Consider the following 11,733-nt stretch of genomic DNA (forward strand, 5'->3'; position numbering starts at 1 on the left):
ATCGGCCGAGGGCGCTGGCGGGTCAAAGCAAAAGCGTCAGGGGAGGAGCGTCCAGAAGGCTGTCTTGCGGCCGTGCTTCGCCCGGAGGCCGGCCTCCCAGGCGTCGTGCGCGGGCTGGCCGCGCCAGTCCGCGACCTGGCGGGCGAGGCTCCGGCATTCGAGCAGGTGGCGCGCGGCGTGGCGGTAGCGGCTGGCGCGCGCGAGGTCGAGCGCCGTCTCGATCATCGGGCGCAGGCAGAGCGTGGCGGCGAGGGGATGGCGCGCCGCGAGCGCCTCGGCCGCGGGGGCGAGCAGCTCGTAGGCGTCGCCGTCGAGCGCGTCGGCCCGGGCGGCAGCCAGCTCCGCGGCGGCGGCGAGGTCGGGCCAGGCGATCAGGAAGGCGAGCGCCTCGTGGAGCTTCGGCGAGGCGCGGACGAGGGCGAGCGCGCGGGTCTCGGCCTCGACGTCCTCGAAGTCGGGCAGCCGGCGCAGGTGCTCGCGCAGGAAATGCGTGCTGAAGCGGGTCTCGAACCATTCCCAGCGCATCGCCTGCGCCTCGGCGGCGCGGCCGAGCGCCTCCAGCGTCTCCAGTCGCGCCTCGGCCCATTCCTCGGACAGGAGCGCGTTCCCCGTCGCGGCGCCGTCGAGCATGGCGAGGGCCTCCCCGCCCCGCCCGGCCGCAAGCAGCCGGGCGGCGATGCTGACGGCGATCCGGGGGGCGCGAAGCTCGCGCTCCGGCACGCGGGCGATCAGGGCGTCGACGTCGCCGCGCGCCGAGGCGACGGCGACGCGGAGCGCGCCCACCGCGGCGAGCTTGCGCCACTTCGCCGCGTCCCTCGGCGCGAACGCCTGCGCCCCGAGGAGCCGCCGCTCGTCCGCCGCGGAGACGGCGGGGGGCTCGGCGAGGAAGGCGTCGGCGAGCGCGTCCAGCCGGTCGAGTCCAGCGGGGCCGAGCGCCGGCGCGAGCTCGACGACGAGGAGCTGGAACACGCGGTGCTGGTCGTCGAACGCCAGCGCGAAGGCGCGCCGGGCCAGGTCCGCCGGATCGGCCCCCGCCCGCGCGGCGAGGGGCGCGAGCTCCGGCACGGCGGCGGAGAACTCGTAGCCGATGTCGCCGCCCAGGTCGGACCGGTCGCAGACCGGCCGGGCAAGGTCGAGGAAGGTCCAGAGCAGCTCGAGCGCCTCCGCGGGATCGGCGGGGGCGACGTCGCGCAGGATCGCGGCGCGCTGCTGGGCGAGGTCGTCGCAGAGCGCGCGCACCTTCTCGTCATAGACCTGGCTGCGGGAGCGGGCGATGGTCGCCAGCCGCTTGCGGATCGCGTGCGCCGCCTCGGCCGGCCCCTTCGCCGCGGCGAGCGCGAGGCGCACCCGCCGCATCGCCGCCGGATCGGCCTCGGCCATCTCCAGGACGAGCGCCGCCAGCCGCTCCGCGCCGAGCGCGGCCACCGTGTCCAGGGCGACGGCCTTGCTCCGCGCCACGGGATCAGAGCCGGCCGACCGGCCGGGGCGCGGCGCCGCCGGCCCCGGCGAGGAGGCAGAGCCAGTCGTGGGCGAGGGTGGCGGCGGCGAGCGCGGTGATCTCGGCGTGGTCGAAGGGGGGAGAGACCTCGACGACGTCCATGCCGACGAGGTTCAGGCCGCCGAGGCCGCGGACGAGCTCCAGCGCCTGCCAGGAGGCGAGCCCGCCGGGGACCGGCGTGCCGGTGCCGGGGGCGAAGGCGGGGTCGAGCGCGTCGATGTCGAAGGAGAGATAGACGGGCGCGTCGCCGGCGCGGGCGCGGGCGATCTCGACCGCGGCGGCGATCCCGTTGCGGTGGATCCAGGGGGCGGTCAGGATCTCCAGCCCCTCGTCGCTGTCGTGGAAGGTGCGGATGCCGACCTGGGTGGAGCGCGCGGCGTCGACCAGCCCCTCGCGCACCGCGCGGCCCATCATGGTGCCGTGGTCGATGCGGCCGGGGTCGTCCGGCCAGAGGTCGCCATGGGCGTCGACATGGATCAGCGCGAGCGGCCCGTGGCGGGCGGCGTGGGCGGCAAGGAGCGGCCAGGTGACGTAGTGGTCGCCGCCGAAGGCGAGCAGCCTCGCGCCCGTGGCGATGATCCCCTCGGCCGCCGCGCGGATCGCCGGCGCCACCGAGGCGGGGTGATGGGGATCGAGCATGACGTCGCCCCAGTCGACCACCGCGAGGCTCTCGAGCATCGAGAAGCCCCAGGGGAAGGCCTTCAGCTCGGCGAGCTGGACGCTCGCGGCGCGAATCGCCCGCGGCCCCAGCCGGCAGCCCGGGCGGTAGGTCACCGCGCTGTCCCAGGGGACGCCCATCACCGCGACGTCGACGCCCGCGAGGTCGCGCGTATAGCGGCGGCGCAGGAACGACAGCGCCCCGCCATAGGTCATCTCCGGCCAGCGGTCGCGCAGGCCGGGGCCGCGGAAGGCGGCGTCGCCCGCCTTATCCATCGCGGCCTCATCCATCGCGGCGGCTCCGGTACATCTGCCAGGTGGCGATGCCGACGCCGAGGGCGACGACGCCGACGATGATCGTCGCGAGCGCGTTCACCTCGGGGCTGACGCCGAGCCGGACCTTGGAGAAGATCACCATCGGCAGCGTCGAGGCCCCCGGACCGGTGACGAAGCTCGCCACCACGAGGTCGTCGAGCGACAGCGTGAAGGCGAGCAGCCAGCCGGCGACGAGCGCCGGGGCGATCACCGGGATGGTCACGTCGAAGAACACCTGGACGGGCCGGGCGCCGAGGTCCATCGCCGCCTCCTCGAGGCTCATGTCGAAGCCCTGCAGCCGCGACTGCACCACGACCGCGACGTAGGCCATGCAGAAGGTGGTGTGCGCGATGATGATCGTCAGCATCCCCCGCCCCGCCGGCCACCCGATCAGCTGCTCCATGGCGACGAAGAGCAGGAGCAGCGACAGGCCGGTGATGACCTCGGGCATCACCAGCGGCGCGGTCGCCATCCCGGTCAGGATCGCCCGCCCTCGGAAGCGGCGGAACCGCGCCAGCACGTAGGCCGCAAGGGTGCCGAGGGCCACCGACAGCGTCGCGGTCACCAGCGCCACCTTGAGGCTGATCCAGGCGGCGCCGAGGATCTCGCCGTTGCGCAGCAGCTCGCCATACCACTTGGTCGAGAACCCGCCCCAGACGGTGACGAGCTTGCTCTCGTTGAACGAGAAGACGACGAGGCTCAGGATCGGCGCGTAGAGGAACACGAAGCCCGCGATGGTGAAGGCGAGGAGCAGCGTCGAGGCGCGCATCAGCTTTCTCCCTCCTCTGCCCGGGCCTGCGCCTGGCGCAGCAGCATGATCGGCACCACGAGCACGACCAGCATGGCGATCGCCACGGCGGAGGCGACGGGCCAGTCGCGGTTGGAGAAGAACTCGTTCCAGAGCACCCGGCCGATCATCAGCGTGTCCGGTCCGCCGAGCAGCTCGGGAATGACGAACTCGCCGATCGCCGGGATGAAGACCAGCATGAACCCCGCGACCACCCCCGGCATCGAGAGCGGCAGCGTCACGTGCCAGAACGTCGCCACCGGCCTGCCGCCGAGATCGGCCGAGGCCTCGAGCAGCGTCTCGTCGAGCTTCACCAGCGTCGCGTAGAGAGGGAGGATCATGAACGGCAGGTAAGTGTAGACGATGCCGAGATAAACCGCGCCGTTCGTCTGGAGCATGACGAGCGGCGTGTCGATGATCCCGGTCCAGATCAGGAAGTTGTTGATCACGCCGTTCGAGCGCAGGAAGCCCTGCCAGGCGTAGACGCGCAGCAGGAACGAGGTCCAGAACGGCAGGATGACCAGCGTCAGCAGCAGCGTGCGCCGCGGCTCCGGGCTGCGGGCGATGTAGTAGGCGATCGGATAGCCGACGAGGAGCGCCAGCGCCGCCGAGACGAAGGCCACGCGGATCGAGAACACGTAGGCCTTCACGTAGAGCGCGTCGCCCCAGAGATAGGCGAAGTTCTCGAAGTTGAGGTTGAGCGCCAGCCTGAGCCCGTCCCATTCCCAGATCGGCAGGTAGGGCGGCTTGGCGATGGCCGCCTCGGAGACCGAGAGCTTGGCCACCACGAGGAACGGGACGAGGAAGAAGACCAGGAGCCACAGGAAGGGGACGGCGATGACGAGGAAGCGCCGGTCGAAGGTCAGCCAGCGCGGCCAGCGGCGCGGCGGCGCGGCGCGCGAGGGATCGTAGTCGGCCGCGCTCATCGCGACAGCACCACGCCGGCGACGTCGTCCCAGCTGACCCAGACGTTCTCGTCCCAGCTGATCCGGTCCTCGCTGTAGCGGTCGAGGTTGGCCTGGCTGACGCGGATCGTCCGCCCGGTCGGCAGGCGCAGCCGGTAGACCGAGAGATTGCCCATGTAGGCGACCTCCTCCACCACCGCGGGGAAGACGTTGCGCCCCTGCGGCCGCTCGCGCGAGAGCTTTATCTTCTCCGGCCGGAGCGCATACCAGAGCTGCTGGTTCAGCGTGCAGGTCACGCCGTGGCCGACGAAGATCTCGCCGTCGAGATCGGCGCAGGCGATCTTGATGTGCTCGGGCTCGTCCTCGGTCACCCGGCCCTCGAACATGTTCACCGAGCCGATGAAGTCGGCGACGAAGCGCGAGTTCGGGTGCTCGTAGATCTCCGCCGGCTCGCCGACCTGCACGATCTCGCCGGCGTTCATCACCCCGATGCGGGTGGAGAGCGTCATCGCCTCCTCCTGGTCGTGGGTGACGACGATGAACGTCACCCCGAGGCTCTCCTGGATCTTGATCAGCTCGAACTGGGTCTCCTCGCGGAGCTTCTTGTCGAGGGCGCCGAGCGGCTCGTCGAGCAGCAGGAGCTTCGGCCGCTTGACGAGGCTGCGGGCGAGCGCCACCCGCTGGCGCTGGCCGCCGGAGAGCTGGTGGGGCTTGCGCCCCGCGAACTGCGAGAGCTGCACCATCTTCAGCATCTCGGCGACGCGCTGCATCGCCTCGTCGCGGCCCATGCCGTCGCGGCGCAGGCCGTAGGCGACGTTCTTCTCGACGCTCATGTGCGGGAAGAGCGCGTAGCTCTGGAACATCATGTTGGTCGGCCGCTCGTAGGGCGGCAGGCCGGCCATGTCCTGGCCGTCGATCTCGATGCGGCCCTCGGTCGGGGTCTCGAAGCCGGCGAGCATCCGGAGCAGGGTGGACTTGCCGCAGCCGGAGCCGCCGAGCAGGCAGAACAGCTCGCCCTTCCAGATCTCGAGGCTGACGTCGTCGACCGCGGTGAAGTCGCCGAAGCGCTTGGTGATCTTGACGATGCGGACGAAGGGCGGGGAGTCGGCCGTGACCCATGGCTTGGCGGCGGCGACGCTCACGGTCTCGGTCATGGTGCTCCGCGGGACGGTTGCAGGCGCCGCCCGGGCCTCGCCCCGGGCCAGCGGAACCAGACTAGGCCCGCCGCCCCCGCGCTGTCCAGCGCGCCGTGGCGGCCGGCGGCCCGATCCGGCCCGCGTCGCCTAAGCCTTTGGCGCCGCTTCAACTTCCGGGGGAGCGCCCGCCCTGCCCCACGCGGCCGGCGCGCGCTGTCACTGCGGCCCCCCGGGCGTGCGGTCCGGCAGGAACGATCCCTCCATCTCCACGATCGCCCGCGCCAGCGCCTCGGCGGCCGGCGGCAGCGGCTGGCCGGCGACATGGATCAGGAACCAGTGCCGCACGATCGGCAGCCCCTCGACCGGCAGCGCGCGGAGCGTCCCGTGGCGCAGCTCCTCCATCACCGCGTGCTCCGAGATCAGCGCGACGCCAAGCCCGGCGCGCACCGCCTGCTTGATCGTCTCGTTGGTGCCCATCTCGATGGTGCGCACGTTCCGCCCCTCGGCGATCCGGTCGAGGAAGCGGACCATCAGGCTGCGCGTGCCCGAGCCCTCCTCGCGCGACAGGAAGGTCTCCTCGACGAGGGCGCCCGGATCCACCCGCGCGAGCTGCGCCAGCGGATGCTCCGGCGCGGCGACGATCACGTGCGGATGCGGGCCCAGCGTCGCCGCCTCGACCGGCGGCTCGCGCGGCGGCCAGCCGGTGATGGCGAGGTCGAGCCGCCCCTCGGCCAGCGCCGCGAAGGTCTCGCCGCGGTTGCCGACCTTGAGCTCGATGTCGATCGCCGGGAACCGCCGCATCAGCCGCGCGACAAGGAACGGCGCGAAGTACTTGGCCGTGCTGACGACGCCGAGCGCCACCCTGCCCTGCAGCCCGGAGCGCAGCGAGGCGATCCGCGCCATGGCGACGTCGAGCGCCGTCTGCACCGAGCGCGCCGTGGCGAGCAGCACCGCCCCCTCCGCGGTCGGCCCCCAGGCTCCGTCCGTCCCGCGCGCCAGCACCTCCGTCCCCGCGAAGTCGCGCAGGCTCCTCAGCTGCGCATGGACCGCCGGCGCCGACAGGCCGAGCGCCTCGGCCGCCGCGGTCAGCGAGCCGCGGTCGACCACCTCGCGGAAGGCGCGCAGCTGCTTCAGCGTGATGGCGTCCGGGCGTGGCTTCATGTTTTCTGAACCATCCTTCCAGTTTCAAAAATTTTCTTTTACCCGCCGGTCTGTCAAGACTCAACGAAAGATTCGGTCGTCCCCGACCGAGGGAGGACAACAAAGATGCTGGACGACGCCAGCCCGATCGAGCTCCAGCCCATCCCCGCCGCCTTCCGCGCCCCGATGGCCGGGATCGCCGCGGCGGCCCGCGACCTCGCCCGGGTCATCGCCGGCGGCGCGGACCTCGGCGCCTCCGCCGGGCGCAACGCCGGCGGCGACCGCCAGATCGCGCTCGACGTCCTCGCCGACGACGCCTTCCGCGCCGCGCTCACCGGGACCGGCGTGCGCTTCTACGCCTCCGAGGAGCTCGACGACGTGGCGCTCCTCGGCGAGGGCCGGCTCGCCGTCGCCATCGACCCGCTCGACGGCTCGTCGAACCTCGACGTCAACGTCTCCGTCGGCACCATCTTCGGCTTCTACCCCGCCGAGGCCGACGGGCCGGCCAGCTTCCTGCGCCCGGGCCGCGACCTCCTCGCCGCCGGCTACGTCATCTACGGGCCGCAGACCGCGCTCGTCGCCTCCTTCGGCGAGGGGGTGCTGCGCTTCGTCCTCGACCCCGCCGCGGGCGCGTTCCGCCTCGCCGCGCGCGACCTCCGCGTGCCGCCCTGCGCCGCCGAGTTCGCCATCAACGTCTCGAACCGCCGCCGCTGGCCGCATCCGGTGCGCGCCTTCGTCGACGACTGCCTCGCCGGCGCCGACGGCCCGCTCGGGCGCGACTTCAACATGCGCTGGATCGCCTCGCTCGTCGCCGAGGTCCACCGCATCCTCACCCGCGGCGGCGTCTTCCTCTACCCGGCCGACGCCCGCGCCGGCTACGAGCACGGCCGCCTGCGCCGCGTCTACGAATGCGCCCCCGTCGCCTGGCTGATCGAGCAGGCCGGCGGCCAGGCCACCGACGGCGCGGACCGCATCCTCGACCAGGCGGCCGGCGCGCTCCACGAGCGCACCCCCTTCGTCTTCGGCTCCGCCGACAAGGTGGCCGCCGTCGCCGAGTACCACGCCATCCCCCACCCCGAGACCTCGGCCCTCTTCGGCCAGCGCGGCCTGTTCCGGAACTGACGATGAGCCGCAAGCACCCGATCATCTCCGTCACCGGCTCCTCCGGCGCGGGCACGACCACGGTCAAGCACACCTTCGACCAGATCTTCCGCCGCGAGGGCATCAAGGCCGTCTCGATCGAGGGCGACGCCTTCCACCGCTTCGACCGCGCCGCGATGAAGGCCGAGCTCGACGCGCGGCTGGAGGCGGGCGACGCCACCTTCAGCCACTTCTCCTACGAGGCGAACGACCTCGCGGCGCTGGAGGCGACCTTCCGCAGCTACGGCGAGACCGGCGCGGGCCGCACCCGCACCTACGTCCACGACGCCCGCGAGGCGGAGCACTGGGGCGTCGAGCCCGGCCGCTTCACGCCCTGGCGCGACCTCGATCCCGGCTCCGACCTCCTCTTCTACGAGGGCCTGCACGGCGCCGTGGCGAACGGCCGCGTCAACCTCTCCGAGCTCGCCGACCTCAAGATCGGCGTGGTCCCGGTCATCAACCTCGAATGGACCCAGAAGATCCACCGCGACCGCGCCAGCCGCGGCTACTCGACCGAGGCGGTCACCGACGTGATCCTGCGCCGGATGCACGCCTACGTGCACTGCATCTGCCCGCAGTTCACCGAGACCGACATCAACTTCCAGCGCGTGCCGGTCGTGGACACCTCGAACCCGTTCATCGCCCGCTGGATCCCGACCGCCGACGAGAGCCTCGTCGTCATCCGCTTCCGCAACCCGCGCGGCATCGACTTCCCCTACCTCGTCTCGATGATCCACGGCTCGTGGATGACCCGGGCGAACTCGATCGTCATCCCCGGCGGCAAGCTCGACATCGCCATGCAGCTCATCCTCACGCCCCTGATCCTCCGTCTTGTCGACAACGCGCGCCGCGCCTGAAGGAGCGACCCGATGGCCCTGATAACGCTCAGACAACTCCTCGACCACGCCGCCGAGCACGACTACGGCGTGCCCGCCTTCAACATCAACAACATGGAGCAGGGCCTCGCCATCCTGCGCGCGGCGGAGGCCTGCGACGCGCCCGTCATCCTCCAGGCGAGCCGCGGCGCCCGCTCCTACGCCGGCGACGTCATGCTCCGCCACATGGTCGAGGCGCTGGCCGAGACCTGGCCGCGGATCCCGATCTGCCTGCACCAGGACCACGGCGCCGACGACGCCACCTGCCTCTCGGCGATCCGCCACGGCTTCACCTCGGTGATGATGGACGGCTCGCTGGAGGCGGACATGAAGACCCCCGCCTCCTACGACTACAACGTCGCGATCACCGCCCGCGTCGCCCGCATGGCCCACGCCGTAGGCGCCTCCGTCGAGGGCGAGCTCGGCGTCCTCGGCTCGCTCGAGACCGGCGAGGCCGCCGCCGAGGACGGCTCCGGCGCCGAGGGCGCGCTCTCCCACGACCAGCTCCTGACCGACCCCGACCAGGCCGCCGACTTCGTCGCCCGCACCCGCGTCGATGCGCTCGCCATCGCCTGCGGCACCAGCCACGGCGCCTACAAGTTCTCCCGCCGCCCCGACGGCGACATCCTCGCCATCCACGTCATCGAGGCGATCCACGACCGGCTCCCGCACACCCATCTCGTCATGCACGGCTCCTCCTCGGTGCCGCAGGCGCTGCAGGACATGATCAACGCCTTCGGCGGCGAGATGCCGCAGACCTGGGGCGTGCCGGTCGAGGAGATCGTCCGCGGCATCCGCCACGGCGTGCGCAAGGTCAACATCGACACCGATTGCCGCATGGCCATGGCCGCGCAGTTCCGCAAGGTCGCGACCGAGAAGCCCGCCGAGTTCGACCCGCGCAAGTTCCTGATCCCCGCCATGGCCGAGCTGGAGGCGCTGTGCCGCGCCCGCTTCGAGGCCTTCGGCACGGCCGGCCACGCCCGCGCCATCACCCCGATCCCCCTCGACGAGATGGCCCGCCGCTATGCCAGCGGCGCGCTCCATACCGTCGCGGCCGAAGCCGAAGCCGCCTGAACGAATCGCCCCCCGCGAGCGCCCCCGCCCGGCCGCCCCCCGCGGCCGGACCGGCCCCGCTCGCCCGCAGAGGAGACCCCCGGACATGCCCGACGGCGCCGACACCAAGACCCTGACCGGCAAGGCCCGCTACGCGGCCGGCGTGCTCGAGTACAAGAAGATGGGCTACTGGGAGCCCGACTACGAGCCGAAGGACACCGACGTCATCGCGCTCTTCCGCATCACCCCCCAGGACGGCGTCGATCCCGTCGAGGCCGCCGCCGCCGTCGCCGGCGAGAGCTCGACCGCGACCTGGACCGTCGTCTGGACCGACCGCCTGACCGCGGCCGAGAAGTACCGGGCCAAGGCCTACCGCGTCGACCCGGTGCCGAACGCCGAAGGCCAGTACTTCGCCTGGATCGCCTACGACCTCGACCTCTTCGAGCCGGGCTCGATCGCCAACCTCACCGCCTCGATCATCGGCAACGTCTTCGGCTTCAAGCCGCTGAAGGGCCTCCGGCTGGAGGACATGCGCCTCCCCGTCGCCTACGTGAAGACCTTCCAGGGCCCGGCGACCGGCATCGTCGTCGAGCGCGAGCGCCTGCAGGTCTGGGGCCGCCCCCTCCTCGGCGCGACGGTGAAGCCCAAGCTCGGCCTCTCGGGCCGCAACTACGGCCGCGTCGTCTACGAGGCGCTGAAGGGCGGCCTCGACTTCACCAAGGACGACGAGAACATCAACTCGCAGCCGTTCATGCACTGGCGCGACCGCTTCCTCTACTGCATGGAGGCCGTGAACCGCGCCTCCGCCGCGACGGGCGAGGTCAAGGGCACCTACCTCAACATCACCGCCGCGACGATGGAGGACATGTACGAGCGCGCCGAGTTCGCCCGTGACCTCGGCTCGACCATCGTGATGATCGACCTCGTCATCGGCTACACCGCGATCCAGTCGATGGCGAAGTGGGCGCGCAAGAACGACATGATCCTGCACCTGCACCGCGCCGGCCACTCGACCTACACCCGCCAGAAGACCCACGGCGTCAGCTTCCGGGTCATCGCCAAGTGGATGCGCCTCGCCGGCGTCGACCACATCCACGCCGGCACCGTCGTCGGCAAGCTCGAGGGCGACCCGGCGACGACCCGCGGCTACTACGACATCTGCCGCGAGGAGACGACGCCGCAGAACCTCGCCAACGGCGTCTTCTTCGACCAGCCCTGGGCCGGCCTCAACAAGCTGATGCCGGTCGCCTCCGGCGGCATCCACGCCGGCCAGATGCACCAGCTGATCAACCTCCTCGGCGAGGACGTCGTCCTGCAGTTCGGCGGCGGCACCATCGGCCACCCCCAGGGCATCGCCGCCGGCGCCACGGCCAACCGCGTCGCGCTGGAGGCGATGATCTTCGCCCGCAACGCCGGCCGCGACTACCTGGCCGAGGGCCCGGCGATCCTCGCCGAGGCGGCGAAGACCTGCACGCCGCTCCGCCAGGCCCTCGACGTGTGGAAGGACGTGACCTTCGACTACGCCTCGACCGACACGCCCGACTTCGTCCCGACCGCAACCGCCAGCTGAGGAGCCCGAACATGCGCGTGACGCAAGGCGCCTTCTCCTTCCTGCCCGACCTCACCGACCAGCAGATCCGCGAGCAGGTCCAGCACTGCATCGACAAGGGCTGGGCCGTCTCCCTCGAGCACACCGACGACCCGCACCCCCGGAACAGCTACTGGGAGATGTGGGGCCACCCGATGTTCGACAATCCGGACGCAGCGGCCGTGGTCTACGAGCTCAACGAGTGCCGCAAGCAGTTCGGCGACCGCTACATCCGCGTCCTCGCCTTTGACTCGACCCCGGGCTGGGAATCCGTCCGCCTCTCCTTCATCGCCAACCGCCCGCGCGACGAGCCCGGCTTCCGCCTCGTCCGCCAGGAGACCGAGGGCCGCCGCATCCGCTACACGATCCAGTCCTACGCCTCCGACCGCCCCGAAGGCCAACGCTACGCCTGACCCCACGACCCGCCTGCCCGGAGCGCCACCCTTCCCCTGTCGGGCAGGTTCCCCCGCCCCCCGGTGGGGGCGGGGGGAAGGGGGGGGGGGGAGACCGCGGGCAACGGCGCGCCAGGGGCCCCGCGCGTCGGCGCGGGGAGAACGACAGCCGGCGCGCAACGGCGCGCCGGCCGCATCGCAAACCTCCCACTCGCGGGCGGCCTCCGCCCGCGCCTTTTCCCCCGGG

At 72.1% G+C, this 11,733-nt stretch carries 11 protein-coding genes; 5 read left to right on the plus strand and 6 right to left on the minus strand.

What is annotated here, in order from left to right; all coding sequences use genetic code 11:
• Positions 1 to 36 precede the first annotated feature (36 nt).
• The 6 genes from KBB57_RS04785 to KBB57_RS04810 form a co-directional block, all read right to left on the minus strand.
• Positions 37 to 1,458 carry a DUF6880 family protein gene (locus KBB57_RS04785; protein ID WP_290747389.1) on the minus strand — a complete coding sequence of 474 codons (1,422 nt, stop codon included), beginning with the start codon at positions 1,456 to 1,458 and terminating at the stop codon, positions 37 to 39.
• 4 nt (positions 1,459 to 1,462) lie between these two features.
• Positions 1,463 to 2,431, minus strand: a complete 969-nt coding sequence (speB, locus tag KBB57_RS04790) for an agmatinase (protein ID WP_290747390.1) — start codon at positions 2,429 to 2,431, stop codon at positions 1,463 to 1,465.
• 7 nt (positions 2,432 to 2,438) lie between these two features.
• Positions 2,439 to 3,239, minus strand: coding sequence for an ABC transporter permease subunit (locus KBB57_RS04795; protein WP_290747391.1), 801 nt, complete (start codon positions 3,237 to 3,239; stop codon positions 2,439 to 2,441).
• Positions 3,239 to 4,183 (minus strand): ABC transporter permease subunit, encoded by a 945-nt coding sequence (locus KBB57_RS04800; protein ID WP_290747392.1) that lies wholly within the window; start codon positions 4,181 to 4,183, stop codon positions 3,239 to 3,241. The genes KBB57_RS04795 and KBB57_RS04800 overlap by 1 nt, the downstream gene beginning before the upstream one ends.
• Positions 4,180 to 5,316: an ABC transporter ATP-binding protein gene (locus KBB57_RS04805; protein ID WP_290747393.1), complete on the minus strand. Its 1,137-nt coding sequence runs from the start codon at positions 5,314 to 5,316 to the stop codon at positions 4,180 to 4,182. Before KBB57_RS04805 ends, KBB57_RS04800 begins: the two co-directional genes overlap by 4 nt.
• 198 nt (positions 5,317 to 5,514) lie before the next feature.
• Positions 5,515 to 6,459, minus strand: coding sequence for a LysR family transcriptional regulator (locus KBB57_RS04810; protein ID WP_290747394.1), 945 nt, complete (start codon positions 6,457 to 6,459; stop codon positions 5,515 to 5,517).
• 165 nt (positions 6,460 to 6,624) lie between these two features.
• Between KBB57_RS04810 and KBB57_RS04815 the strand changes: the two genes are divergently transcribed.
• The 5 genes from KBB57_RS04815 (at position 6,625) to KBB57_RS04835 (ending at position 11,507) form a co-directional block, all read left to right on the plus strand.
• Complete coding sequence (locus tag KBB57_RS04815; RefSeq protein WP_290747405.1) at positions 6,625 to 7,560, plus strand: class 1 fructose-bisphosphatase; 936 nt, start codon at positions 6,625 to 6,627, stop codon at positions 7,558 to 7,560.
• A gap of 2 nt (positions 7,561 to 7,562) precedes the next feature.
• Positions 7,563 to 8,435, plus strand: a complete 873-nt coding sequence (locus tag KBB57_RS04820) for a phosphoribulokinase (RefSeq protein WP_290747395.1) — start codon at positions 7,563 to 7,565, stop codon at positions 8,433 to 8,435.
• Between the two features lie 12 nt (positions 8,436 to 8,447).
• Positions 8,448 to 9,527, plus strand: a complete 1,080-nt coding sequence (gene fba, locus KBB57_RS04825) for a class II fructose-bisphosphate aldolase (protein WP_290747396.1) — start codon at positions 8,448 to 8,450, stop codon at positions 9,525 to 9,527.
• 85 nt (positions 9,528 to 9,612) lie between these two features.
• Complete coding sequence (locus KBB57_RS04830) at positions 9,613 to 11,076, plus strand: form I ribulose bisphosphate carboxylase large subunit (RefSeq protein WP_290747397.1); 1,464 nt, start codon at positions 9,613 to 9,615, stop codon at positions 11,074 to 11,076.
• Positions 11,077 to 11,087: 11 nt separating this feature from the next.
• Positions 11,088 to 11,507, plus strand: a complete 420-nt coding sequence (locus tag KBB57_RS04835) for a ribulose bisphosphate carboxylase small subunit (RefSeq protein ID WP_290747398.1) — start codon at positions 11,088 to 11,090, stop codon at positions 11,505 to 11,507.
• The last annotated feature ends 226 nt before the right edge of the window (positions 11,508 to 11,733 follow it).

It is taken from the genome of Amaricoccus sp. (genome assembly GCF_017993425.1).
Lineage (GTDB): Bacteria > Pseudomonadota > Alphaproteobacteria > Rhodobacterales > Rhodobacteraceae > Amaricoccus.